Raw genomic sequence first — 24,277 nt, forward strand, 5'->3', positions numbered from 1 at the left:
TCTTCATTTGACGTTCGGCGCCCGCCGCGCCCAAACTTCTCGCCTCGGCTATCAAGGGGAGCGACCAATGAATCGTCGGCAACTGATCATGTCCACCGCTGCGACGGCGCTCGCCGTTTCGGCTTCCCCTACGCTCGCCCGCCAGTCCACCGGATCCCCCATGCCCCAGCCGCCCGTCGCCAAGAAAATCCCCGTCGTCACCGAACAGCTAGGCCGTACCCGTACCGACGACTATCAGTGGATGAAGGACGACAACTGGCAGGCTGTGCTGCGCGACCCGACCCTGATCAAGGCAGAGGTCAAGGAGCATCTGACGGCTGAGAACGCCTATCGCGAGGCCATGATGGCCTCCACCCTGCCTCTGCAGCAGACGATGTTTGCGGAGATGCGCGGTCGCATCAAGGAAGACGACCGCTCCGTCCCCGCGCCGGACGGCGTCTGGAACTACTATGTCGAATACCAGACGGGCGATCAGCATCCGCGCTACATGCGCGTCGAGCGCCAAGGCACATGGATGGTGGACGGTCAGCCGGTGACGAAGAACTTCGTCATGGCCCCCGCGCCGCAACTGCTGCTGGACGCCAACGAACTGGCCAAGGGCAAGGCCTATTCCGAAGTCTCGGCCGCGAGCCACAGCCCGGATCACAGCCTGTTCGCCTATTCCGAGGATGCGCAGGGTTCCGAGGTCCACAAGATCTACGTCAAGGATCTGGCGACCGGCGAAGTCCTGCCCGCCGTGATCGACAGCGCCACCGGCGACTTCGTCTTTTCGCCGGACAGCCAGTGGATTTTCTGGACCAATCGCGACGACAACGGCCGTCCTGACAAGATCTTCCGGCGCCCGGCGCGCGGCGGCGAAACCACCCTGGTCTATCAAGAGGCCGACGACGGCATGTTCATCGGCGTGGGACGCTCGGCCGACGACCAGTTCATCGTCATCGGCATCCAGAACCAGGAAACCTCGGAGGCGCGCTATATCCCCGCCGCGACGCCGACGGCCGAACCCGTGGTGCTTGAGCCGCGTGTGGTCGCCATCCGCTACGACGTCGATCACTGGGGCGACCGCTGGGTAATCCGCACCAACGCCGACGACGCCATCGACTTCAAGATTGTCCAGGCCCCGACGGCGACGCCGTCGAAGGCGAACTGGACCGATCTTGTCCCGCACACGCCCGGCCGCTTCATCGAAAGCCTGGACCTGACGAACGACCACCTGGCGCGCCAGGAACGCGCCGATGCTAACACCCGCATCATCATTCGCGACCGTGCCGGCGAGGAGCACGAGATCGCCGTCGACGAACCCGCCTTCGCCCTTTCGCTGGCAGGCGCGTCCGAGTTCGAGACGACGACCACCCGCTACGCCTACAACTCGCCGTCAACCCCGACCCAGACCTTCGACTACGACATGGCGACGCGCGAGCGGACCCTGCGCAAGACGCAGGAGATTCCGTCGGGCCACAATATCGCGGACTATGTGGTCGAGCGGTTGAACGCCCCCGCTTCGGACGGACAACTGGTGCCGGTCACGGTGCTGCGCCGCAAATCTACCCCGGTTGACGGCTCCGCTCCGCTGCTGCTCTACGGCTACGGCTCCTACGGCATCCCCATGCCCGCCAGCTTCTCGACCAACCGGCTTTCGCTGGTGGATCGCGGCTGGATCTACGCCATCGCCCATATCAGGGGCGGCTCCGACAAGGGCTGGGGCTGGTTCCTCGATGCGCGGAAGATGACGAAGAAGAACACCTTCACGGACTTCATCGCCGCAGCCGAACACCTGATCGATCGCAAATACGCCGCGACCGGAAACATTGTCGCCCAGGGCGGCTCGGCCGGCGGCCTGCTGATGGGGGCGGTCAACAATATGCGGCCAGACCTATGGGCCGGGATCATCGGTCAAGTGCCGTTCGTGGACGTGATCAACACCATGAGCGACACCTCCCTGCCGCTGACGCCGCCGGAATGGCCCGAGTGGGGCAACCCCATCGAGGACCCGGCCGCCTACGACTATATGCTCAGCTACAGCCCCTACGATCAGGTCGAGCCCAAGGCCTATCCGGCGGTGCTGGCCACAGGCGGCCTGTCCGATCCGCGCGTCACCTATTGGGAGCCGGAAAAATGGGTCGCCAAGCTGCGACCCGCGACCACCTCGGGCAAGCCTGTGCTGCTGAAGATCAATATGGAGGCCGGGCACGGCGGCGCCGCCGGCCGGTTCGACTATCTGAAGGAAGTCGCCCACGACTACGCCTTCGCTGTCTGGGCCATCGACAAGGGCTGGGAGAAGGCGTGAGCGCACCGACGGTTCGCGACGCCCGCCCAGACGACCTCGCCGCAATCACGGCCATCTATGCCGAGAGCGTCGCCAATGGTCGCGGCACCTTCGAGCTGGAGGCGCCTGACGAGATCGAAATGGCGTCCCGGCTTGCCGGGGTGGACGCTCTGGGCCTGCCGCGACTTGTGGTCGAGATCGACGGCGCAGTCGCCGGCTACGCCTATGCCGGACCGTTCCGCACCCGTCAGGCCTATCGCTACATGGTCGAGGATTCGATCTATGTCGCGCCCTGGGCCAGGGGACGCGGCGTCGCCGGCGCTCTGCTGGATGCGCTGATCGCGCGCTGCGAGGCGATGGGGCTTCGTCAGATGGTGGCGGTGATCGGCGATTCCGAAAACACGGGGTCCATCGCCCTGCATCTTACGCGCGGCTTCACCGACGCCGGCGTGTTCAAGGCGGCGGGATGGAAGCATGACGACTGGCGCGACGTGGTCTTCATGCAGCGGGCGCTGGGCGAAGGCGGTTCGGTCTCACCCGACGCCCCCGGCCTGCCGCTGGTGGACAAGAAGCCGACCCGTTGACACATCGCCCCGACGCCTATTCTGACGTGGTGAAGATCCTTCAATCCCTGTTGATGCTGATCGGCGCCCTGGCGGTGCTGGCGCTCGGCACAGTCGGCGCGTCCGCGTCGCCTGCCGCCGCTGCGCCATGTCATGAAACTGAAACGGGCGAGGCCCCCAGCCACGCTCCCAAGGCCATGAAGGCGATGATCTGCTGCGTCGCCTGCGTGGCGACGCCGACACTGGATCCCGCGCGCCTGTCCGGCTTGAAGGTCTCGCCCGCGCGTCTTGCCGCCGTGCTGATCGACATGCCCGCTGGTCGGCTGCTGTCGCCCGAACCCGCCCCCCCCCGCCTCCTGATCGTCTGACACCGCTCGCGCCTCTCGCAGGCGCAATCCGTCACGACCATCAGAGGAGGCCTTGAATGGCTATCCGTATTCTAGTCGGCGCCTGCGCCGGAGTTTCCCTGCTCGCCCTGGCTCAGGCTGCGGCGGCGCAGGATCACTCTCAACACGCTCAACCAACCACGACCGCACCATCGGCGGACCCGCATGCCGGCCATGACATGCCCATGCCGATGTCAGACGCGACGCCAGTTGATCACGCCAGCATGGGTCATGCGATGACCAGCCCCTATGGCCCATGGCCCATGAGCCGCGACGCCTCGGGCACCGGCTGGCAACCCGACGCCGGCGAACATGGCGGCATCCACACCGTCGGGGGCGACTGGATGGTGATGACCCATGCCATGCTGAACCTGGTCTATGACACCCAGTCCGGGCCACGCGGCGGCGACAAGACCTTCGTCGCCGGCATGTTGATGACCTCGGCGCGGCGCGACTTCGACGACGGTTCGACACTGAACCTGCGGGCCATGCTCAGCCCCGACCCCCTGATGGGCAAGTCCGGCTATCCGCTGCTGCTGGCGGCGGGCGAGACGGCGGACGGGGTCAATCCCTTGGTCGATCGCCAGCACCCGCATGACCTCTTCATGGAACTGTCGGCCAGCTATTCGAAGCGTCTGTCCGACAAAGACAGCGTCTATGGCTACATCGGCCTGCCGGGCGAGCCCGCCTTCGGTCCGCCGGCCTTCATGCACCGGATGAGCGCCATGGACAGTCCCGGGGCGCCGATCACCCACCACTGGCTGGACTCGACCCATATCGTCTTTGGCGTGACGACCCTGGGCTGGGCGCATGACCGGTTCAAGATCGAGACTTCGGCCTTCAAGGGACGCGAGCCGGACGAGGAACGTTGGGGCATCGATGCGCCACGGCTGGACAGCTGGTCCGTGCGAACCGCCTGGAACCCGACCGACGAATGGTCGCTGCAGGCTTCCTACGCCGATGTCTCCGCGCCCGAACAGCTGGAGCCGGACGAGGATGAGACCAAACGGTCGGCCAGCGCTATCCACACACGGCGACTGGGCGACGACGGCTGGTGGTCCTCGACCCTGGCCTGGGGCCGCAAGACCAACGATCACGGCGAGTCGAAAGACGGCTGGCTGCTGGAATCCGCCGTCCACCCCAACGACCGCTGGACCGTCTTCGCCCGCGCCGAACGGATCGAGACGGACGAGCTGGTTCCCGGCGTCGGCGGCGGACACGGCCCGCTCTACACGGTCGGCAAGGCGTCGGTCGGAGTCGTGCGGGACTGGCGGATCGCCGAACACGTCCGGTTCGGCCTCGGCGGTCTCTATGCAATGAACCGCGTGCCGACAGCGCTGGAGCCGATTTATGGCGGCGATCCCGACGGGGCGATGATCTTCATGCGGCTGAAGATCGACTGACGGTTCAGGCCCGTCCGGCTTCGGCCGGGCGGGCTGGCGGCTCGCCCATATGCCGCACGGCCTCATAGCCGAGCAGCGCCACACCCAGGGCGAGCATCAGCCCGCCGGCGATCAGCACCAGGCGAACATGCCGGTGCAGGTGATAAAGCAACTCGCCGATCATCGACGGTCCCGCCACATCTCGGATCGTGTCAAATCGATCCGTTCCGGGCATCATACTGCAAAACGCGGACCTGACCGAGTCCGGGAACAGCGTTCCCTCAGACGAGGCGGCTTTGGACCACGGCCGCGCCGATGAAGCTGGCGAACAGCGGGTGCGGTGCGAACGGACGGCTCTTCAGCTCGGGGTGATACTGGACGCCGATGAACCAGGGATGGTCTGGGCGTTCGACCGTCTCGGGCAGGATGCCGTCGGGCGACAGGCCGGCGAAGACCAGGCCGGCCTTCTGCTCGATCGCGTCGCGATAGTTGATGTTGACCTCATAGCGGTGACGGTGACGCTCGCTGATCGCGGTGGAGCCATAGATCTCGGCGATCTTGGACCCGGCCGTCAGGGTCGAGTCATAGGCGCCCAGGCGCATCGTGCCGCCCAGATCGCCGCCCTGCTGGCGCAGAACCCGCTGATTGCCTTGGGTCCATTCGGTCATCAGGCCGACGACAGGCTCGGCGGTCGGGCCGAACTCGGTTGACGAGGCCTTGGGATAGCCGGCCAGGTTTCGCGCCGCCTCGATCACCGCCATCTGCATGCCGAAGCAGATGCCGAAATAGGGGATGTTGCGCTCGCGGGCGAAACGAGCCGCCTCGATCTTGCCTTCCGAGCCACGCTCGCCGAAGCCGCCAGGCACCAGGACGGCATGGGCGCCCTGCAGCCGCTCTTCGCAGGCCTCAGGGTCACCCTCGAAGGTGTCGGCCTCGACCCAGTCGATGTTGACCTTGACGTTGTTGGCCACGCCGCCGTGATGCAGGGCCTCGATCAGGGACTTATAGGCGTCCTTCAGGACCGTATATTTGCCGACCACAGCAATGGTGACCTCGCCGTCGGGATGGAGGCGACGGCGCGCGATCTCCTGCCACAGCGACAGATCGGGCTCGGGCGCGTCATCGATGCCGAAATGGGCCAGGACTTCGCGATCTAGCCCCTCGCGGTGATAGTCCAGCGGCACGGCGTAGATGTCGGCCGAGTCCATCGCCTGGATGACGCCGCTTTCGCGCACGTTGCAGAACAGGCCGATCTTGCGTTTCTCCTCGGCCGGGATCGGGAATTCGCAGCGGCACAACAGGATGTCGGGTTGGATGCCGATGGACCGCAGTTCCTTGACCGAGTGCTGGGTCGGCTTGGTCTTCATCTCGCCGGCGGTCTTGATGAAGGGCAGCAGCGTCAGGTGGACGAAGCACGACTGGCCGCGCGGCAGATCCTGACCCAGCTGACGGATGGCTTCGAAGAACGGCAGGCCCTCAATGTCGCCGACGGTGCCGCCGATCTCGACCAGGACGAAATCGACCTCCTCGCCATCATCGGTAAGGGCCTTGGTCAGACAGAAGGATTTGATCTGGTCGGTGACGTGGGGAATGACCTGGACGGTCGCGCCCAGATAGTCGCCGCGACGCTCCTTCTCCAGGATGGTCGAATAGATCCGGCCGGTCGTGATGTTGTCGGACTTGGCCGCCGACACGCCGGTGAACCGCTCGTAGTGGCCCAGGTCCAGGTCGGTCTCGGCGCCGTCGTCGGTCACGAAGACCTCGCCGTGCTGGTACGGGCTCATCGTGCCCGGATCGACGTTCAGATAGGGGTCCAGCTTGCGCAGACGAACCTTATAACCCCGCGCCTGTAGAAGAGCGCCGAGAGCGGCGGAGGCGAGGCCTTTTCCTAGCGAGGAAACCACGCCGCCGGTGATGAACACATAGCGAGCCATGGGCGAACACCTTACTCCATGATTCGCGAACGGCGCATCGCCCGCTGCGAATCGAACTGTTGATCAAAAGAAGAAAGCGCGCCCTGCGGCGCGCTTTCGGGAAGTCGGATCGTTGGTCTGAACGTTACTGGGCGGGCTGCTGGGCCGGCGCCGTCGTCGCCGACGGCAGGCTGGCTTCCAGATCGTCCAGCGACGGAGCCGTAGGCTGGGCCGGAGCGGCGGGCTGTTGCTGGGCAGGCGTCTGCTGCTGCGTCTGTGGCGTCGTGGCCAGCGAACCGACGGCGTCGGCGTCGATCACCGAGACCGAAGCGCGATCCATGTTGCCGACGACGGTCAGGACGATCGTCAGACCGAACAGCAGGAAGGCCAGGATCCAGGTCACCTTCGTCAGCAGGTTGCCGGCGCCGCGCGCCGTCATGAAGCCCGACGGTCCGCCGCCCATGCCCAGGGCTCCACCCTCGGAACGTTGAAGCAGCACCACGCCCGTCAGGGACACGGCGATGATGATGATGGCGACGAGCAGGATGGTTTGGAGCATGATGTCATTCATGTGGGCGCGGATCTGCGCCGATCAAGCGGCGGCCTCTATCATCGAAGCTGGCCCGGAGCAAACGTCAGGCGGCCGCTTCGACGATGGGCATGAAATCTTCGGCCTTCAGCGAGGCGCCGCCGACCAGGGCGCCGCCGACTTCCGGCGTGGCCAGAATGTCCCGGGCGTTTTCGGGCTTAACCGAACCGCCGTACAGGATCGGCGCGGTTCGCACGCTCTCGCCCAGCCGCTTGATCATGGCCGCACGGATAGCGGCATGGACTTCGGCGATCTGTTCCAGCGTCGGCGTCAGACCGGTCCCGATGGCCCATACCGGCTCATAGGCTATGGCGAAGTCGCGCTCGGACAGGCCCGTCGGCAAGGAACCCTCGACCTGGGCGGACACCACGGCGATGGCGTCGCCCGCCTCGCGTTGCTCCAGCGTTTCACCAACGCACACGATAGGTTCCAGCCCCGCAGCGATGGCCGCCTCCACCTTGGCGGCGACGTCCGCATCGGTCTCGCCAAAAGCGGCCCGGCGCTCCGAATGTCCCAGAATCACGACGGTCGCCCCCGCATCGGCCAGCATTTCCGCCGACACCGAGCCGGTGAAGGCGCCGACCGGCTTCTCATGGCAATCCTGACCGCCTACAGCGACGCCACTGCCCGCCAGCGCCACACGCACCCGGTCGATCAGCGTGGCCGGTGGGCACAGCACGACCCTATGCCCCTGCCCCGCTGCGCTGACGGCGTCCCTTATCGATTCAGCCTGCGCCAGGGCGGCCGACAGGCCGTTCATCTTCCAATTGCCGACGATCAACTTCACGGATTGTTTCATGGTCGCCTGTCTAGAAGGCGAAAACCGCGAAGCCAAGGGGCCGCGCCGCAATCCGAACACGATGCCGTCCTTGCAGCAGCGTGCCCGGCCCGACTATACGCGTCGATTGACACCAACATCGGCCCCTAATCTCGGCCAGTCTCGGGTTTTCGAATGCTCACCGCCTTCCGCGCCTTCTCTCGATCCAAATGGGCGGCCGCCCTTCTTGTCCTGATCGCGATCAGCTTCGTGATCGTCGGCGCGCGCATGGACGTGTTCTCCAACCTGGGACCGAAGCACGTCATCGACGCAGGCGACCGCTCGATGAACGAGTTGGAATTCCGCACGGCCTTCGACCAGGTGCGCGAACGCCTGCAGCAGCAGGTCGGTCGTCCCCTGACCAACCAGGAACTGATCGCGGAAAACATCCACACCCGCTTCCTGACCGAGCAGACCCAGCAGCTGGGCTTCCTGAACTGGGCCTGGAACGCGGGCATCCGCCCCGGCAAGGAACTGATCGTCAAGCAGATCCGCCAGATCCCGGCCTTCTTCAACTCGGTCACCGGCCAGTTCGACCAGCAGGCCTATGAGGCCGCCCTGGCTCAGCAGAACCTGACCCCGGCCATGCTGGAACAGGATCTGCGCGACCAATACGTCACCGAACACTTCGGCGCCGCCGTCTTCGCCGGCGCCCGCGTGCCGCGCATCTATGGCGCGCTACTGGCCGGTTCGGCCTTCGAAAGCCGCGACGGTCGCTGGTTCGAGGTGACCTCTGCGATGGCCGGCCAGATTCCTGCCCCGACCGACGCTCAGCTGAACGCCTTCATTCAGGAAAACGCCGAGCGCCTGCGCGCGCCCGAATTCCGCATGGTCTCCGTCGTCCTGTTCACGCCCGAAGCCTCGGCCGCGACGCCGATCACGGACGAGCGCATCCGCGAGCGTTTCGAGTTCAAGAAGGACACCCTTGGCAAGCCCGAGACCCGCACCTTCGTCACCCTGACGGCGCCGAATCGCGAAGCGGCCCAGAAGATCGCCGCCGCCCTGCGCGCCGGCCAGTCGCCTGCCGACGCCGGCCGCGCCAACAACGTCACGCCCGCTACCTTCGACGCCACGCCCCGCTCGGCCATCGGCGACGCCGCGACTGCTGGCGCTGTCTTCGGCCTACAAGCCAACCAGGTCTCCGATCCGGTCCAGGCCGGCGTCGGCTTCGCCGTGGCCAAGGTCACCGCCATTCAGCCCGCCGCACCTGCGACTCTGGAAAGCGCCCGCGAAGAACTGATCCAGGAGCTGCGTGCCGAAGACGTGAAGACCCAGACCTACGCCAAGGTCGAGAAGTACGAAGCCGCCCGCACGGCCGGCAAGAACCTGGCCGACGCCGCACGCGAAGCCGGCGGCCGCGTGGTCGATCTGCCGCCCTTCACCCGCGACGGCAAGCTGCCGAACGGCCAGGCGCTGAACGCCCCGCCGCAGATCTTCGAGACGGCCTGGGGCCTGACCAAGGGCGGCGAAAGCGACGTGATCGACGCAGGCCAGGGCCAGTATTTCGCCGTGCGCGTCAACGACATCCGTCCTGCGGCCCTGCCGACCCTTGCCGAGGTTCGCGAGCCGCTGGCGGCTCAATGGATCCAGCGCGAGACGATGCGTCGCCTGTCCACCAAGGCTGAGGAACTGACCACCCGCGTTCGCAACGGCGAAGACATCGCCGCCGTGGCCCGGTCGGTCAACGCGCCCCTGACGGTCCGCACCGGCGTCGTGCGCAACCAGGCCACGCAGGACACGCTGGGTCAGGGCGTGTTGCAGGGCCTGTTCGGCCAATCCAAGGGCCAAGCCTTCTCGCAACCGGCGTCGCAGACCGCCTATGTCGTCGGCCGCGTCGATAACGTCCACGCCGCCAATCCGGCCGTCGCCGGCCCGCTGGCCGAACAAGTCCGACCGCGTCTGACCCAGGAACTGGTTCAGGCAATGGTCGAAACCTCGATCGCGGCCGGCGCCCAGCGCTCCAAGGCCAAGAACGACCCGGTTCAGGCCCGCTCGGCTCTGGGCCTGTCGTCCGACGCGACGCCCGCCGCCCCGGCGCAATGACCGAGGCTGCATCGGGGGAAGCCGACTTCGACGCCTTCGCCGCCGGCCTTTCGGCCGGTCGGCCGCAGGTGGTGGTGCGCCGGATCATCGACGACCTGGAAACACCCGTCTCGGCCTATCTGAAGCTTGGTCGCGACCGGCCCTACGCCTGCCTGCTGGAATCGGTCGAAGGCGGCGCGGTCAAGGGTCGCTATTCGATCCTGACGCTGGATCCGGATGTCGTCTGGCGCTGTCGTTCGAACGCGGCGGAACTGTCTCGTGGGCCGGACATCGCCGAGGGGCGGTTCACGCCCGAGGCCCTGCCGACGCTGCAATCGCTGCGCGCCCTGATCGCGGCGTCGAAGTTCGACCTGCCTGACGGCCTACCGCCCATGGCCGCGGGCCTGTTCGGCGTCTTCGGCTACGACATGGTTCGCCTGCTGGAGCCGCTGGGCGCGCCAAATCCCGATCCGCTGAATCTGCCGGACGCGGTTCTGACCCGACCGTCGCTGGTCGCCATCTTCGATTCCGTCCGCCACGAGATCGTTCTGGTCTCCGCCGCCTATCCCGACGCTGGCATCGCCCCCCGCGAGGCCTTCGACGCCGCCGTAGCGCGACTGGACGCCTTCGAGACCGCGCTGCGCGAGCCCCTGCCCATCCGCGCCGCGCCGCAGGAAACGCCGGCGCCGACCTTCAGCTCAGCCGTGGACGAAGCCGCGTTCGGCGAATTGGTCGCCAAGGCCAAGGACTACATCGGCGCAGGCGACATCTTCCAGGTCGTGCTCAGCCACCGGTTTTCGGCGCCCTGGACCGAGGATCCGTTCGCCTTCTATCGGTCCCTGCGTCGCCAGAACCCGTCGCCCTATCTGTTCTATCTGAACTTCGAGGGCTTCCAGCTGGCCGGCTCCAGCCCCGAGATTCTGGTCCGTCTGAAGGATGGCGAGGTCACCATTCGGCCTCTGGCCGGAACCCGCATGCGGGGCGCGACTCCGGAAGCCGACAAGGCGCTGGAAGTCGAACTGCTGGCCGATCCCAAGGAGCGGGCCGAGCATCTGATGCTGCTGGACCTGGGCCGCAACGATGTCGGTCGGGTCGCCGCACCCGGCACGGTCGAGGTGACCGAGAGCTTCGTCGTCGAACGCTACAGCCAGGTCATGCACATCGTCTCCAACGTGCGCGGCAAGGCCGATCCGAAGCTGGACGCCGTCGACACTCTGCTGGCGGCCCTTCCTGCCGGCACCCTGTCGGGCGCGCCCAAGGTGCGGGCGATGGGGGTCATCGACGAGCTGGAGAGCGAAAAACGCGGCGTCGGCTACGGCGGCGGCGTCGGCTACATCTCGGCCGGCGGCGAGGCGGACATCTGCATCACCCTGCGCACCGCCCTGTTCGCCGACGACCGGATTTTCGTCCAGGCCGGCGCGGGCGTGGTCGCAGACAGCGATCCTGCGGCCGAATACGCCGAAACCCAGCACAAGGCGCGCGCTCCGATGCGGGCGGCCGATGACGCCTGGCGCTTCCGCACCGGCAATCGTTAGCGCGTAACGGTCATCGTCGGATCGTCAAAGTGAACGCCAGGGCCGACGATGACGACGCCCGCCATCAGCACGGCCGCCGTCGCGGCGAATGCAGCGGCGCCGAGGGCGGCGACAGGGTTGGGCTTCGTCTCGACCACGACCAGCTTCGCCTTGGCGGCGGCGATCTTGGCGGCGATATCTTTTTCAGCGGCGAGTTTCACAGCCGCATTTATCTCCGGGTCGGGTTAAAATGCGCTTTACCGCCGCGCCCGCTTGGCGCGGACGCCCGTCGGGCCTAGAAGCCAAGCCATGATCCTCGTCGTCGATAACTACGACAGCTTCACCTACAACCTCGTCCACTACCTCGCGGAGTTGGGCGCGCCGACGCATGTGGTGCGCAACGACGACCTGACGGTGGACGAGGCGTGGGCGCTGAACCCCGCCGCCGTGCTGCTGTCGCCAGGCCCCTGTGCGCCGGACCAGGCCGGGATCTGCCTGCCGCTGATTACGACCGCGCCGGCCTCGATGCCGATCCTGGGCGTCTGCCTGGGCCACCAGGCTATCGGTCAAGCCTTTGGCGGCGACGTGATCCGCGCCAAGACCCTGATGCACGGCAAGACGTCGCCGATCCTGCATGAAGGCAAAAGCGTCTTCGCCGGCCTGCCGTCGCCCTTCACCGCCACCCGCTACCATTCGCTGGCCGTGAAGCGCGAGAGCCTGCCCGACTGTCTGGAGGTCACGTCCTTGACCGCCGACGGCGAGATCATGGGCCTGCAGCACCGCACCCGCCCGATCCACGGCGTGCAGTTCCACCCGGAATCCATCGCCACCGAACACGGTCACGACATGCTGGCCAACTTCCTCCAGATCGCCGGCGTGAAGCGCCTCGCGGCAGCCTGATCGTGGGCGATGGGTTCAAGCCGATCCTCGCCCGACTGGTCGAGGGCCATCCGCTGACGTCGCAACAGGCGCACGACTTCTTCGCCGCCTGCCTGCGCGGCGAGCCGACCCCGTCGCAAGTCGCCGTCGCCGTCACCGCCATGCGGATGCGCGGCGAGACGGTGGAAGAGATCACCGCCTTCGCCGGCGCCATGCGCGAGGCGGCGCTGACGCTGGATCATCCCTACGAGGTGATCGACACCTGCGGCACCGGCGGCGACGGGCAGCGCACCTATAACATCTCCACGGCCGCCGCCCTCGTTCTGGCCGGAGCGGGCCTGAAGGTCGCCAAGCACGGCAACCGAGCTATGTCATCTAAATCAGGGTCTTCCGACGTTCTGTCGATCCTGGGTGTGAACCTGATGGCGGATCAGGCTCAGCAGAGGAAGGCGCTGGACGAGGCCGGCATCTGCTTCCTGTTCGCCCCCGCCTATCACGGGGCCATGCGCCATGTCGGGCCCGTCCGGGCCGAGATCGGTTTCCGCACCGTTTTCAATCTTTTGGGGCCGCTTTCAAACCCGGCGTCTGCGAAGCGCCAGGTCATGGGCGTCTATGATCCCCGCCTGCTGGAGCCCCTGGCCGAGGTGCTGGGCCGCCTTGGCGCGACGCGAGCCTGGACCGTTCACGGCCAGGGCCTGGACGAACTGGCGACCTCTGGATCGACCGAAGTCGCGGAATGGAAGGACGGCGCGGTTCGCCGTTTCCAGGTCACGCCCGAGGACGCCGGCCTGCCACGCGCCTCCATCGAAGACATCCGTGGCGGCGACGCCGAGGAGAACGCCGTCGCCCTGCGCGCGCTGCTGGCTGGCGCGGCCGGTCCGTACCGCGACATCGTGCTGCTGAACGCCGCCGCCGCCCTCGTGGTATCGGACCGGGCGGCCGACCTTGCCGAAGGTGCTTTCCTCGCCGCCGACGCCATAGACGATGGCCGGGCCGCCGAGGCTCTGGAGCGTCTGGCCCGCATCACCTCCATGCCGCTGGAAAGCGAAGGCCCCGCATGACCGACGTTCTGGACCGCATCGCCACCTACAAGCGTGAAGACGTCGCCACCCGCAAGGCTACCACGTCGCAGGACGCGATCGAGACGCTGGCGCGAGCCGTTTCGGCTCCGCGCGGCTTTCGGGCGGCCCTGGAGCGCGTGGAAGAAGAAACCGGCCGCCCCGCCCTGATCGCCGAGATCAAGAAGGCCAGCCCATCCAAAGGGCTGATCCGTCCCGACTTCGACCCGCCGGCCTTGGCCCGTGCCTACGAAGCCGGCGGCGCGGCCTGTCTGTCGGTCCTGACCGACGGCCCCAGCTTCCAGGGCGACGACGCCTATCTGGGTCAGGCCCGCGACGCGGTCGCCCTGCCCTGCCTGCGCAAGGATTTTCTGGTCGATCCTTGGCAGGTGGCCGAGAGCCGCGCCCTGGGCGCCGACTGCATCCTGATCATCCTGGCCATGGTCGATAATCGGCTGGCTGCCGAACTGCTTTCCGAGGCCGAGCGCTTCGGCATGGACGCCCTGATCGAAACGCACGACGAGGAAGAAATGGCCCGCGCCTGTGCGCTGGGCGGCGATCTGGTCGGGGTCAATAATCGGTCGCTGCGCACCTTCGAGGTCGATCTGGAGGTGACTGAGCGTCTCTCGATGCTCAGCCCTGTCCGCGCCCTGTTGGTCGCCGAAAGCGGCATCTTCACGCCTGAGGATGTCGAGCGCGTCTCGGCCGCCCACGCCCAGGCAATTCTGGTCGGCGAGAGCCTGATGCGTCAGGCGGATGTCGAGGCGGCGACGCGGCAACTGCTGGCGGCCTGATCGCCTTCCTCGCGTCGTGCGGCGTCCCAAGGGCGCTGTTAAGTTGACATTAGGAAGGAACACTTACAGAACATCGACAAATGTTCACGGCCCGTTCCGATTCGTCGGCGGGCGGATGAGGGCCTGGCGATGCTCACGCGCAAGCAGCACGAACTGCTGATGTTCATTCACGAACGGATTCAGGAGACAGGCGTCTCCCCCTCCTTCGACGAGATGAAGGAGGCGCTGGACCTGGCGTCCAAGTCGGGCATTCACCGGCTGATAACGGCGCTGGAGGAGCGCGGCTTCATCCGCCGCCTCGCCCACCGCGCCCGCGCCCTGGAAGTCACCAAACTGCCCGAACAGGCCACGGCTGGCGCGCCGCGCGGCCGGGCCGGGTTCAAGCCTGACGTGATCGAAGGCGGCGGCGGACGCGCCCTGGCGCCGCTTGCGGCCAATGACACCCGAGAGTTGCCGTTGATGGGCAAGATCGCCGCCGGCACGCCGATCGACGCCATAGAGCACGAGACGGCGCGCTATCCCGTTCCCGAATCCATGCTGGGCTCGGGCGAACACTATCTGCTTGAGATCGAAGGCGATTCGATGATCGAGGCGGGCATTCTGAACGGCGACATGGTGGTCATCAAATCGACCGACAACGCCTCCTCGGGCGAGATCGTCGTGGCGCTGGTCGAAGGCGAACACGCGACGCTGAAGCGGCTTCGCAAGAAGGGCGCATCCATCGCGCTGGAGCCCGCCAACCGCAACTACGAAACCAAGATCTATGGGTCGGATCAGGTCGCCGTTCAGGGCAAGCTGGTCGGCCTCATGCGCCGCTATCATTGACGTCCGGGTTCGGTTGGCGTGTCCAGGGGCGGTCGCCCCGCACGTCGGCCGTCCAAACGGCGCGCCATCGAACTGGTTCGACCGCACTGTCACGCCATAACTCCACCGCGCCGCCTCGGGCGAAATCGACGCCGTCGAGTAGCAGGCGATCCTTGCAGACGCTCGGGATCGACGTGACGACCGCACGCACGCTAACGACTGGCGCCGCGCGGCATAACGTCTCCATCTGATCTAGACTCGGCGCTCTGCGACCCCACCAGATCGCAACGGGTCCAGCCTGTTTATCCTCAGGCCGACAAGAGAAGCGATCGCACGCCCAGCCCGCCTCAGATCGATCCGTCATGGTCAGGCCGCGCCGCCGCGACCACAGATCGACAGCGAACTCTCGGACGCCGGGCCTGACGATAACCGCCTGCTTCTCGCGGTGAAATGCGGCGTTTGTCCCCCCATCTCCGATCCACAGATCCGGCGTCGGCGCACGCGGCCACACCAGCACAGCCGCCGCCAGCGGCAGGCCCAGCCACCTCAGTCGTCCCTGCCACAGACAGACGAACAGCACCCCCAGGAAGGCGATCGGCAGGACATAATCGGGCGCACTGGCCACCGTCCGCACCGCCCCAGGCAGCCCCGCCGTCCAGGTTCCGATGGCCAGCATCAGACCGACGCCCCATCCCGCGACCGCCAGGAAAGGCCCACCCAGTCCCAGCGGCTCCAGGGCCGCGCCAATGGCCAGGGCCGGCATCAGGATGAAGTCCGCGACCGGAGAGGTGCCCAGGTTCGCCAACAGCCCATACATGGCCGTGCGATTGAAATGCTGCATGGCGAAAGGCCCGGTCGCCAGCCCCGCCACGACGCTGGCCGCGACGGCCGCCGTCAGCCAGCCACCGAACCGCTGGACCGCCAGGATCGGCCAAGGGACGGAGATTTCGCGCGTCCGCTTGGGCCAGGCCTCGACCAAGGCGACCAAGGCGGCGGTCGCGGCGAACGACATCTGGAAGCCTGGCGTGACGATGGCTTCCGGCTGGATCGCCAGAACGATGAAGGCCGCGACCGCCAACCCATGCATCGTCACCGCCTGCCGATCCAGCAGGATGGCCAAGAAGGCGATGGAGGCGGTGATGGCCGCTCGCTCGGCCGGCGGCGGCGCGCCCGACACCACCAGATAGACCCCGACCGCCGTCAAACCGGCCACCGCCGCGACCTTCTTGCCCGGAACCCGCAGCGCCAGCCAAGGCCAAGCCGCCACGCCCAACCTCACGGCGAAGAAGACGAAGCCGCCGACGATGGCCATGTGCAGCCCGGAGACCGACAGGATGTGCGCCAGGCCGGAATCCCGCATCACATCCATGTCTTCTTGGCTGATCCAGGTTTCGTGACTGGTGGTCATTGCGGCCGCGATTCCGCCCGTTCGCTCCCCCAGGCGCGCCACGATCCGTTCCGCCAGGGTATAGCGCGCGCCGTTCACGGCCATCGTCAGCCTTAATCGCCACGGCGGAGGCGCCAGATCGGCCGCGCGCGTTTCGCCCAAGGCGAAGGCCACCCCGCCCATGCCCTGGAAGAAGGCGTTGCGGCCGAAATCATAGGCGCCGGGACTGGCAGGCGCAGGCGGTGGATTGAGGATGCCGAACAGGCGGATCGCCTCACCGGGTCTGGGCGGCTCGCCCCGCACCGTCGCCCGCAAACGCACGGGCGTCTGTTCGGGCGTCAGTCCGCGTATCCAGACGGGCGCGACCACAATCCGTGCGCCCCTCTGGCCCGGACTGTCGACGTCCACGACCCAGGCTTCAATCACAGTCGGTTCGCTCAATGCCGGCGCGATCGGCGCAGCGACCATTTCGGTGCGGACCTTGGCGGCCGCCAACCCGCCGGCGACACAGGCCAGCATCAATAGCGGCCAAGTCAGACGCCGCGCCCATCCCCGCCGCCTCGCCGTGATCCAAACCGCAAAGACGACGACTGCGCCCAGCAACAGCGGCCACAATGCCGGCTCGGACCGCAGGGCGAAATAGACTGCGGCGCCGGCGCCGAACGCGACCGGCGCCCACAACCGCCATCGCAGCGTCTGCGCCGCGACCTCTTCTCTCAACCACGCGCGCAATCGCGCGGCGGGGGTAGGCTTTGCCGCGTCGGGGCGTATAAGGGCGTCGCTTACGGACCCCTCGCCTATGACCTCACCTTCCTCGACTGTCGTCACCCGCTTCGCTCCCTCGCCGACAGGCTATCTGCATATCGGCGGAGCGAGAACAGCATTATTCAACTGGCTGTACGCCAAGAGACACGCTGGGCGTTTTCTGATCCGTGTCGAGGACACAGACCGCGAGCGGTCTACCGAAGAGGCCGTCAAGGCCATCTTCGACGGCCTGAGCTGGCTGGAACTGTTCGCCGATGAAGAGCCGGTGTTCCAGTTCAGCCGCGCCGACCGCCACCGCGAGGTGGTCGATCAACTGCTCGAAACCGGCCACGCCTACCGCGACTTCACCTCTGCCGAGGACACCGGTCGTCTGCGCGACGAGGCCAAGGCCGAGAAGCGCACCTTCGAATCGTTGTGGCGTGACCGCGCACCCACGGTCGATGACCTGGCCCTGCCCCACGTCGTGCGCTTCCGCCGACCCAAGGCGACGACCGTCACCGTCGCCGACGAGGTCCAGGGTTCAGTCAGCTGGTCCACCGAAGACCTCGACGACCTGGTGCTGCTGCGCTCGGACGGCGCTCCGACCTATAATCTCGCCGTCGTCGTGGACGACCACGATATGGGCGTGACCCATGTCATTCGTGGCGACGATCACCTGAACAACGCCGCCCGTCAGAGCTTGATCTATGACGCCCTGGGCTGGACCCGTCCGACCTTCGCCCACATCCCGCTGATCCACGGTCCCGACGGCGCCAAGCTGTCGAAGCGCCACGGCGCCCAGGCGGTGCATGAATATGCCGAGATGGGCTATCTGGCCGAGGCCATGCGCAACTATCTGGCCCGCCTGGGCTGGGCGCATGGTGACGACGAACTGTTCAGCGACGCCCAGGCGGTGGAATGGTTTGACCTCGCCGGCATCGGCAAGGCGCCGGCGCGGCTGGATTTCGACAAGCTGGCCCACGTCAACTCCCACTGGCTGCGCCTTGCGGACGATGAGCGGTTGTCCAAGCTGACGCTGGACGCGCACCTGCAGCGCGGACACAGCCTCGCCGAAGCGGACGAGGCCCGGCTTCAACGCGCCATGCCCTTCGTCAAGGATCGCGCCAAGACTGTGCTGGACCTGGCCGAACAGACGGCCTTCGTGCTGAAATCCCGCCCTCTGACCATAGACGAAAAGGGCCAGGCCCTGCTGAGCGGTGAGACGCTGGAGCGCCTCTGCCGCCTGCGCGACCGGCTGGCCCTGTTCCAGTCGTGGGACGTGTTCGCGCTGGAAGCAGAACTCAAGGCTTTCGCCGAATCCGAGGGCGTTGGCTTCGGCAAGATCGGTCCGCCGATGCGTATGGCCCTTACCGCTGGGTCAACATCACCTGATATTGCTCGAACTTTGTCGGCTCTTGGGCGCGACGAAAGTCTCGGGCGCTTGGATGATGCGCTGCAACAGACTAAGTGATCACCCACAAACCAAAAAGCGGCCGACGCCTCCCCGCGCCTGGACGTATGATGCAAAGGGGCATTCATGACTGAACAAGCCAAAACCGCCAGCTCGGCGACCCTGTCCTTCGAGGACAAGACCATCGAGTTGCCGGTCCTTTCGGGCTCCACCGGCCCGGACGTCATCGACATCCGCAAGCTCTATGCGGGAACGGGCGCCTTCACCTTCGATCCCGGCTTCACCTCCACGGCCGCCTGCGAATCGGCCCTGACCTATATCGACGGCGACGCCGGCGTGCTGTTGCACCGCGGCTATCCGATCGACCAACTGGCGTCGAAGTCGAACTTCGTCGAGGTCTGCCACCTGCTGCTGCACGGCGAACTGCCGACCGCCGCGCAGTACGAGAAGTTCGAGAACAGCATCACCACCCACACGATGCTGCACAGCCAGTTCGATCGCTTCTTCGAGGGCTTCCGCCGCGACGCCCACCCGATGGCGATCATGGTCGGCACCGTCGGCGCGCTTTCGGCCTTCTATCACGACAGCCTGGACATCCATGATCCGGTGCAGCGCGACATCTCGGCCATTCGCCTGATCGCCAAGATGCCGACGATCGCGGCTCGCGCATACAAATACCATATCGGCCAGCCGTTCGTGTCGCCGCGCAACGACCTGTCCTATGCCGAGAACTTTCTGCGCATGTGCTTCGCCGTGCCGGCCGAGGACTATCACGTCGATCCGGCCCTGGTTCGGGCCATGGACCGCATCTTCACCCTGCACGCCGACCACGAGCAGAACGCCTCGACATCGACCGTGCGTCTGGCCGGTTCGTCGGGCGCCAATCCGTTCGCCTGTATCGCCGCCGGCATCGCCTGCCTGTGGGGCCCGTCGCACGGCGGCGCCAACGAAGAGGCGCTGACCATGCTCAAGCAAATCGGCACCCCGGAAAACATCCCTGAGTTCATCCAGGGCGTGAAGGACCGCAAATACAAGCTGATGGGCTTCGGCCACCGCGTGTACAAGAATTACGACCCGCGCGCCAAGGTCATGCAACAGTCGGCCTATGAAGTCCTGGCCGCCACCGGCCGCGAGAATGATCCGCTGTTCCTGGTCGCCAAGGAGCTGGAGAAGGTCGCGCTGAACGACGAATACTTTACGTCGCGCAAGCTGTTCCCGAACGTCGATTTCTATTCGGGAATCACCCTGTCGGCGATGGGCTTCCCCACCACCATGTTCACCGTCCTGTTCGCCCTGGCCCGCACCGTGGGCTGGATTTCGCAGTGGCAGGAAATGATGGCGGATCCCTCGCAGAAGATCGGCCGTCCGCGCCAGCTCTATACCGGCCCGACCGAGCGCGATTACGTGCCGATCGAACAGCGCGGCTGATCGACAGCCTCAAGTCTGAACTGAAGAACGCCGGGGAGCCATCCCCGGCGTTTTTCTTTGCCGTCAGACCAGCTTCAGATCGGCGAACCGCGCGGCCAGGTCATCTAGGTCGCGGTGCATGTGGGCGACGCCGATTGCGGCGGCGCCCAAGGCCATGTCGTCGCCTTCCATGGCCATGGACAGGGCCAGGCTCTGGTCGATGGCCCCCATCGGCGCGGCGGCCTTACCCTGCGAAAAGGCTTCCAGCCGCTCCACCGCGCGCGCCGCGTCCTGTGACCAGGGATCCAGCCGCGCGCCTGCGCCTTCGGCCTGAAAACCACGCCCCAGAATCACGATGTCGCTACGCACCCGCCAGAAGGCGCGTGCCAGGGCCGCGCGGTCCGCGGTCTCACGCTGGGGCCCCGGCAGATCGATCACATTCTTCGCCGCCTGACCCAGCGCATCCAGCCGTCGTTTCAGATCGGTATGGCGTCGGGTGATCTCGGACGCGTCCGACGCATCGCCGTTCGATATCAGAGACAGCAGCGCCGCCGCTTCCCCCGCCGCCTCACGCGCCTGCAGCTTGAACGACTGACGGGCGTGTCGGGGAAACAGCGCCAGGATGGCCATCACACCGACGCCGCTGCCGACCAGGATTTCCATCACCCGATCCAGAGCCAGCGACGCCGGCCCTTCCGCCCCGGTCCCGCCCGCGATGACGATGGTCGCCGTCACGGGCGCGATCTTCAGCCAGGGGCGGCCAGTTCCGAAAAACGCCAGCAAGGCCGTGGATGCGGCGATGCTCAGGGCCATGCTTTCCATGCCGGGCGGCCGCAGGAAGGCGAAGACCGCACCAGCCAACGCGCCCGTCACCGTGCCGATGGCCCGATCCCGCGCGACGGTCAGCACCCCGCCCCCGACGCTGGCCTGGATGACAACGATGGCGGAGATCACACTTCAGTAGGGGTGCGGCAGGTTCAGCCATGTGGCGAGATAGAGGGCGGCCATGGCGCCGACCGCCATCTGCAGCGCGGCCCGAACCTCGGCGGCGCGCCGAGGACTGAGGGCCCGCCCCATCGTCAGGCCTTCCGTTTGGCGGCGATGACCTTCAACACGGCGTCCGCCGCCAACTCCGACGGGTCCGCTCCGCCGCGCCCCATCAGATCCAGGGCCGCTGTCTGACGTTGCGCCTGTTCGACCGCCATTGCCGGATCGGACAGCAACCGACCAACCGCCGCCGCCAGGATGGCGGGTGTCGCCTCGTGCTGGATAAACTCGGGCGCGATCCGGTCGTCGGCGGCGATGTTGAACAGTGTGACGTGTTTCGCCGTCACCAACCGCTTCATCAACTGATAGCTCAGCCCGTCGATCTTGTATGCGATGACCATCGGCGCACCGGCCAGGGCCAGTTCGGTGGAGACCGTTCCGCTGGTGGCCAGGGCGACCGTCGCGGCGCGCATGGCGTCATATTTCTCGGCCTCGTCCACCAGATGCACCCGGAACGGCCAGGCCGCGACCCGTCCCGCGACATCCTTGGCCACCGTCCCGGCGGCGACGACGGCGATTTCCAGAGTCGGATCGATGGCCTTCAACTTGCCGATCGCCGCTTCATAGACAGGCGTCATTCGTGTGATCTCGCTGGGGCGGCTGCCCGGAAGCACCAGCAGCAGCTTGGCGTCGGCGGCGATGCCGCGTCGCGCACGGAAGGCTGCGCCGTCGGCGCCGGCCATATCGACATGCAAGGCGGACGAGCCGACTACGGTCGTCGGCAGACCTTCCCGCTCGAACCAGGGGGCGTCGAAGCTGTAGAGCGCCAGCAGATGATCCACCGCACCTGCCAACGTCCTGGCTCGGCCCGGCCGTGACGCCCACACCTGCGGCCCGACGTATTTGATCAGAGGCACGTCCGGGCGCGCCGCGCGAATGGCCTTGGCGACACGGATCGTGAAGCCCCAGCTGTCGATCAGGACCACGGCGTCGGGCTTTTCTCGCTCGGCCAGCGCCGCCGTCTCCTCGACGCGGCGCTTGACCTTGCCATAGGCGCGAAGGCCCTCGATCCAGCCCAGGATCGACAGTTCGGCGATGTCGAACGGGCTGACGACGCCCTCCGCCGCCATCCGGGGACCGCCGACGCCGACGAAAGTGACGTCCGCACCCAGCCGCGCTTTCAGCGCCTTGGCCAGACCCGCGCCGAGTGCGTCGCCCGAGGCCTCGGCCGCCACCAGCATGATCTTCAGCGGGCTGCTCATCGCGCTTCGCCCCACACGAACAGGCCCAGCCGGTCCGCCGCCGCAATGATGGCCGCGCGGTCGATCAAGATCAGCCGCCCTACCACCCCGCCGATGCCCGCCAGGCCCGCCGCCGCCGCCATCTCGACCGTGCGCGGTCCGATCACCGGCATATCCACCCGCAGGTCCTGGATCGGCTTGGGCGCCTTGCCCAGCGCGCCCTTGCGGTCACCGGTCGAGCCGCGCAGATCGGCCGGCAGTCCCGCGACCCGGCTCAGCATGGCGTCGGTCCCCTCTTGGGCCTCAACCGCCAGCACCAGGCCGTCACACACGACCGCGCCCTGACCGATGTCCAATTCGCCTGACTTTTCTGCGACGTGCAGCGCCTTCTTCAGATCTGCCAACTGCTCCGGCGTCGGTGAAACGGCGCCCAAGGCCCCAGCAGCCAGCGTGTCTCCACCCAGTATGTCGTCGGCGCCCTCGACGGCGAAGCCTTCGGCCTCGAACACCGACAGGATCTTGCGCAACAGGGCGTCATCGCCCTTGGTCGCCGACGCCACGATGCCCGGCAGCAGGGTCGCGCCTTTGAAATCTGGCTTCAGCGTTTTGAAATCAGGCCTGTTGACGATGCCCGCCAGGCAGACCGTCGTGCAGCCCTCGGTCTTCAGCGCCTTCAGGATGGCGCCGATCTGGGCCATGCCGAACTCGGCGCCCGGCCAGCGGATCAGGTGGGGATCGGCGAACCCAGCCAGACGGATCAGGAAGATAGGCCGCCCCTCTGCATCGCACCGCGTCGCCACTGCCGCCGGCAGGTCGCCGCCGCCGGCGATCAGGCCCAGCTTGCCGGAACCGGTCATTCCGCGTTCGGCAGGCACAGCGGACGCCGCCCGCCGTCGCGGATGAAGGCGATGATCTCCATGATCTCGGCCAGGTCGGCATAGGTATCGGCCACACCGTCGATCCGACCCGCGAACTCGCCCTGCCCCTCGAACAGGTCGCGATAGGCCGCCAGCAACCGCCGCACCTGGTCCTTGCCATAGCCCTTGCGCTTCAGCCCGATCAGGTTCAGCCCGCGCAGTCGCGCGTGATTGCCCCAGGCCGAGCCATAGGGGATGACGTCGCGGGTCACGGCCGCCAGACCGCCGATGATCGCCCCCTGCCCCACGCGCCCGTTCTGGTGCACGGCGCACAGGCCGCCCAGGAAAACCTTGTTCCCAACCTGGGCATGACCGCCCAGGGTGGCGTTGTTGGCCATGACGACATTGTTCCCGACCACGCAGTCATGGCCCACATGGGCGCCGGTCATGAACAGGTTGCTGGCGCCGACCACGGTCACGCCTGTCCCCTGCGGCGTTCCCCGGTTGAAGGTGCAGTGTTCGCGGATCAGGTTGTTCTCGCCGATCTCCAGCCGCACCGGCTCGCCCTTGTATCCGTTGTGCTGGGGGTCGCCACCGATGACCGCGAACGGATGGATCACCGTCCCGGCGCCGACCGTCGTGTCCTGCTGAACCACCACGTGACTGACCAGACGCGCGTTCTCGGCCAGGACCACATTCGGCCCGACGGTGCACCAGGGCCCGACCTCGACTCCGTCGGCCAGGGTCGCCGTGGTGTCGATCAGGGCGGTCGGGTGGATGGTCATCAGGCGGCGGGCGCTGGAACGGGAACGGTCACGACCATGGCCATGAACTCCGCCTCGGCCGCCAGCTTCCCGTCGATGAAGGTCTCTCCGCGGAACTTGTAGGCGTCGCCACGCGCCTTGATCACCTTGACCTCCATGCGCAGCTGGTCGCCCGGCCGCGCGGGCTTGCGAAAGCGCACGCCGTCGATGGACATGAACATGATGACCTTGTCGGCCACAGCCACATCTAAGGTCTTGGACATCAGCAGGGCGCCGGTCTGGGCCATGGCCTCGACGATCAGCACGCCCGGCATGACCGGATCGATCGGGAAGTGGCCCGGGAAGAAGGGCTCGTTGTGGGTGACGTTCTTGATGCCGACGATCGAGGTGCGCGGCACGAAAGCCTCGGCCTTGTCCACCAGCAGGAAGGGATAGCGGTGCGGCAGCCGCCGCATCACCTCGGCGTAATCGATCTTGCCGTCTTCGCTCATC

The 24,277-nt window shown here is 66.8% G+C and carries 23 protein-coding genes; 12 read left to right on the forward strand and 11 right to left on the reverse strand.

The annotated features are described in order from the left end of the window. Nucleotides 1–67: 67 nt before the first annotated feature. The 4 genes from AC3ISA_RS15415 to AC3ISA_RS15430 are packed head-to-tail and all read left to right on the forward strand — an operon-like array spanning nt 68 to nt 4,618. Nucleotides 68–2,287 (forward strand): S9 family peptidase, encoded by a 2,220-nt coding sequence (locus AC3ISA_RS15415; RefSeq protein ID WP_489178571.1) that lies wholly within the window; start codon nt 68–70, stop codon nt 2,285–2,287. Continuing rightward, on the forward strand, nt 2,284–2,850 hold the full coding sequence (locus tag AC3ISA_RS15420) for a GNAT family N-acetyltransferase (protein WP_372693774.1): 567 nt from the start codon (nt 2,284–2,286) through the stop codon (nt 2,848–2,850). Before AC3ISA_RS15415 ends, AC3ISA_RS15420 begins: the two co-directional genes overlap by 4 nt. Then, nucleotides 2,847–3,197 carry a hypothetical protein gene (locus tag AC3ISA_RS15425; RefSeq protein ID WP_489178572.1) on the forward strand — a complete coding sequence of 117 codons (351 nt, stop codon included), beginning with the start codon at nt 2,847–2,849 and terminating at the stop codon, nt 3,195–3,197. Before AC3ISA_RS15420 ends, AC3ISA_RS15425 begins: the two co-directional genes overlap by 4 nt. A 56-nt stretch (nt 3,198–3,253) precedes the next feature. Then, nucleotides 3,254–4,618, forward strand: coding sequence for a hypothetical protein (locus tag AC3ISA_RS15430; RefSeq protein ID WP_489178573.1), 1,365 nt, complete (start codon nt 3,254–3,256; stop codon nt 4,616–4,618). A 4-nt stretch (nt 4,619–4,622) separates the two neighbouring features. Here AC3ISA_RS15430 and AC3ISA_RS15435 read toward each other — a convergent pair whose 3' ends face one another. The 4 genes from AC3ISA_RS15435 to tpiA all read right to left on the reverse strand — a co-directional run bounded on the left by AC3ISA_RS15435 (nt 4,623) and on the right by tpiA (nt 7,898). Beyond that, the gene (locus tag AC3ISA_RS15435; RefSeq protein ID WP_372693780.1) at nt 4,623–4,781 is read right to left on the reverse strand and encodes a hypothetical protein; all 159 of its coding nucleotides are present in this window, start codon (nt 4,779–4,781) and stop codon (nt 4,623–4,625) included. A 97-nt stretch (nt 4,782–4,878) separates the two neighbouring features. Then, a complete protein-coding gene (pyrG, locus tag AC3ISA_RS15440; protein ID WP_372693782.1) occupies nt 4,879–6,531 on the reverse strand; it encodes a CTP synthase in 1,653 nt (550 codons plus the stop codon). A 124-nt stretch (nt 6,532–6,655) separates the two neighbouring features. Continuing rightward, complete coding sequence (gene secG / locus AC3ISA_RS15445; protein ID WP_489178574.1) at nt 6,656–7,081, reverse strand: preprotein translocase subunit SecG; 426 nt, start codon at nt 7,079–7,081, stop codon at nt 6,656–6,658. 64 nt (nt 7,082–7,145) lie between these two features. Beyond that, nucleotides 7,146–7,898, reverse strand: coding sequence for a triose-phosphate isomerase (gene tpiA, locus AC3ISA_RS15450; protein WP_489178575.1), 753 nt, complete (start codon nt 7,896–7,898; stop codon nt 7,146–7,148). A 153-nt stretch (nt 7,899–8,051) separates the two neighbouring features. Here tpiA and AC3ISA_RS15455 point away from each other — a divergent pair, with 153 nt between their 5' ends. Continuing rightward, nucleotides 8,052–9,959 carry a peptidylprolyl isomerase gene (locus tag AC3ISA_RS15455; protein WP_489178576.1) on the forward strand — a complete coding sequence of 636 codons (1,908 nt, stop codon included), beginning with the start codon at nt 8,052–8,054 and terminating at the stop codon, nt 9,957–9,959. After that, complete coding sequence (gene trpE, locus AC3ISA_RS15460) at nt 9,956–11,473, forward strand: anthranilate synthase component I (protein ID WP_489178577.1); 1,518 nt, start codon at nt 9,956–9,958, stop codon at nt 11,471–11,473. Before AC3ISA_RS15455 ends, trpE begins: the two co-directional genes overlap by 4 nt. Here trpE and AC3ISA_RS15465 read toward each other — a convergent pair. Then, on the reverse strand, nt 11,470–11,673 hold the full coding sequence (locus tag AC3ISA_RS15465; protein WP_425983967.1) for a peptidoglycan-binding protein: 204 nt from the start codon (nt 11,671–11,673) through the stop codon (nt 11,470–11,472). The two genes, trpE and AC3ISA_RS15465, sit on opposite strands and share 4 nt — an antisense overlap. 88 nt (nt 11,674–11,761) lie before the next feature. Between AC3ISA_RS15465 and AC3ISA_RS15470 the strand changes: the two genes are divergently transcribed. From AC3ISA_RS15470 to lexA, 4 genes are all read left to right on the forward strand, one after another. Continuing rightward, nucleotides 11,762–12,352, forward strand: a complete 591-nt coding sequence (locus tag AC3ISA_RS15470; RefSeq protein ID WP_489178578.1) for an anthranilate synthase component II — start codon at nt 11,762–11,764, stop codon at nt 12,350–12,352. A gap of 2 nt (nt 12,353–12,354) precedes the next feature. Further along, on the forward strand, nt 12,355–13,392 hold the full coding sequence (gene trpD, locus AC3ISA_RS15475; protein WP_489178579.1) for an anthranilate phosphoribosyltransferase: 1,038 nt from the start codon (nt 12,355–12,357) through the stop codon (nt 13,390–13,392). Next, on the forward strand, nt 13,389–14,183 hold the full coding sequence (gene trpC / locus AC3ISA_RS15480; RefSeq protein ID WP_372693798.1) for an indole-3-glycerol phosphate synthase TrpC: 795 nt from the start codon (nt 13,389–13,391) through the stop codon (nt 14,181–14,183). The genes trpD and trpC overlap by 4 nt, the downstream gene beginning before the upstream one ends. A gap of 129 nt (nt 14,184–14,312) precedes the next feature. Beyond that, nucleotides 14,313–15,008: a transcriptional repressor LexA gene (gene lexA / locus AC3ISA_RS15485; protein WP_159851186.1), complete on the forward strand. Its 696-nt coding sequence runs from the start codon at nt 14,313–14,315 to the stop codon at nt 15,006–15,008. On the opposite strand, the gene AC3ISA_RS15490 is transcribed toward lexA, so the two are convergent. Further along, nucleotides 14,989–17,094 carry a ComEC/Rec2 family competence protein gene (locus AC3ISA_RS15490; protein ID WP_489178580.1) on the reverse strand — a complete coding sequence of 702 codons (2,106 nt, stop codon included), beginning with the start codon at nt 17,092–17,094 and terminating at the stop codon, nt 14,989–14,991. The genes lexA and AC3ISA_RS15490 overlap by 20 nt on opposite strands. Before the next feature lie 79 nt (nt 17,095–17,173). On the opposite strand from AC3ISA_RS15490, the gene gltX reads away from it, so the two are divergent. Continuing rightward, nucleotides 17,174–18,589: a glutamate--tRNA ligase gene (gltX, locus tag AC3ISA_RS15495; RefSeq protein ID WP_489178581.1), complete on the forward strand. Its 1,416-nt coding sequence runs from the start codon at nt 17,174–17,176 to the stop codon at nt 18,587–18,589. A gap of 66 nt (nt 18,590–18,655) precedes the next feature. Beyond that, nucleotides 18,656–19,957, forward strand: coding sequence for a citrate synthase (gltA, locus tag AC3ISA_RS15500; protein WP_489178582.1), 1,302 nt, complete (start codon nt 18,656–18,658; stop codon nt 19,955–19,957). A 63-nt stretch (nt 19,958–20,020) separates the two neighbouring features. Here the strand turns inward: gltA and AC3ISA_RS15505 are convergent, their stop codons facing one another. The 5 genes from AC3ISA_RS15505 to fabZ form a co-directional block, all read right to left on the reverse strand. After that, on the reverse strand, nt 20,021–20,890 hold the full coding sequence (locus AC3ISA_RS15505) for an FUSC family protein (protein WP_489178583.1): 870 nt from the start codon (nt 20,888–20,890) through the stop codon (nt 20,021–20,023). Between the two features lie 125 nt (nt 20,891–21,015). After that, nucleotides 21,016–22,185: a lipid-A-disaccharide synthase gene (gene lpxB / locus AC3ISA_RS15510; RefSeq protein ID WP_489178584.1), complete on the reverse strand. Its 1,170-nt coding sequence runs from the start codon at nt 22,183–22,185 to the stop codon at nt 21,016–21,018. Next, nucleotides 22,182–23,021: a UDP-2,3-diacylglucosamine diphosphatase gene (lpxI, locus tag AC3ISA_RS15515; RefSeq protein ID WP_489178585.1), complete on the reverse strand. Its 840-nt coding sequence runs from the start codon at nt 23,019–23,021 to the stop codon at nt 22,182–22,184. Before lpxI ends, lpxB begins: the two co-directional genes overlap by 4 nt. Next, nucleotides 23,018–23,806: an acyl-ACP--UDP-N-acetylglucosamine O-acyltransferase gene (gene lpxA, locus AC3ISA_RS15520; RefSeq protein WP_489178586.1), complete on the reverse strand. Its 789-nt coding sequence runs from the start codon at nt 23,804–23,806 to the stop codon at nt 23,018–23,020. The genes lpxI and lpxA overlap by 4 nt, the downstream gene beginning before the upstream one ends. Further along, on the reverse strand, nt 23,806–24,276 hold the full coding sequence (gene fabZ / locus AC3ISA_RS15525; protein ID WP_489178587.1) for a 3-hydroxyacyl-ACP dehydratase FabZ: 471 nt from the start codon (nt 24,274–24,276) through the stop codon (nt 23,806–23,808). The genes lpxA and fabZ overlap by 1 nt, the downstream gene beginning before the upstream one ends. Nucleotide 24,277 lies beyond the last annotated feature (1 nt).

The organism is Brevundimonas sp. KH_058 (assembly GCF_057838505.1).

Excerpts from the sequence above, each read along its gene's own strand:
- lpxB (WP_489178584.1), bottom strand. The coding sequence starts at position 22,185 with ATGAGCAGCCCGCTGAAGATCATGCTGGTGGCGGCCGAGGCCTCGGGC.
- lexA (WP_159851186.1), top strand. The coding sequence starts at position 14,313 with ATGCTCACGCGCAAGCAGCACGAACTGCTGATGTTCATTCACGAACGG.
- gltA (WP_489178582.1), top strand. The coding sequence starts at position 18,656 with ATGACTGAACAAGCCAAAACCGCCAGCTCGGCGACCCTGTCCTTCGAG.
- trpE (WP_489178577.1), top strand. The coding sequence starts at position 9,956 with ATGACCGAGGCTGCATCGGGGGAAGCCGACTTCGACGCCTTCGCCGCC.
- lpxA (WP_489178586.1), bottom strand. The coding sequence starts at position 23,806 with ATGACCATCCACCCGACCGCCCTGATCGACACCACGGCGACCCTGGCC.
- gltX (WP_489178581.1), top strand. The coding sequence starts at position 17,174 with ATGACCTCACCTTCCTCGACTGTCGTCACCCGCTTCGCTCCCTCGCCG.
- secG (WP_489178574.1), bottom strand. The coding sequence starts at position 7,081 with ATGAATGACATCATGCTCCAAACCATCCTGCTCGTCGCCATCATCATC.
- pyrG (WP_372693782.1), bottom strand. The coding sequence starts at position 6,531 with ATGGCTCGCTATGTGTTCATCACCGGCGGCGTGGTTTCCTCGCTAGGA.
- fabZ (WP_489178587.1), bottom strand. The coding sequence starts at position 24,276 with ATGAGCGAAGACGGCAAGATCGATTACGCCGAGGTGATGCGGCGGCTG.
- AC3ISA_RS15455 (WP_489178576.1), top strand. The coding sequence starts at position 8,052 with ATGCTCACCGCCTTCCGCGCCTTCTCTCGATCCAAATGGGCGGCCGCC.
- trpC (WP_372693798.1), top strand. The coding sequence starts at position 13,389 with ATGACCGACGTTCTGGACCGCATCGCCACCTACAAGCGTGAAGACGTC.
- tpiA (WP_489178575.1), bottom strand. The coding sequence starts at position 7,898 with ATGAAACAATCCGTGAAGTTGATCGTCGGCAATTGGAAGATGAACGGC.
- AC3ISA_RS15435 (WP_372693780.1), bottom strand. The coding sequence starts at position 4,781 with ATGATCGGCGAGTTGCTTTATCACCTGCACCGGCATGTTCGCCTGGTG.
- lpxI (WP_489178585.1), bottom strand. The coding sequence starts at position 23,021 with ATGACCGGTTCCGGCAAGCTGGGCCTGATCGCCGGCGGCGGCGACCTG.
- AC3ISA_RS15415 (WP_489178571.1), top strand. The coding sequence starts at position 68 with ATGAATCGTCGGCAACTGATCATGTCCACCGCTGCGACGGCGCTCGCC.
- AC3ISA_RS15430 (WP_489178573.1), top strand. The coding sequence starts at position 3,254 with ATGGCTATCCGTATTCTAGTCGGCGCCTGCGCCGGAGTTTCCCTGCTC.
- AC3ISA_RS15470 (WP_489178578.1), top strand. The coding sequence starts at position 11,762 with ATGATCCTCGTCGTCGATAACTACGACAGCTTCACCTACAACCTCGTC.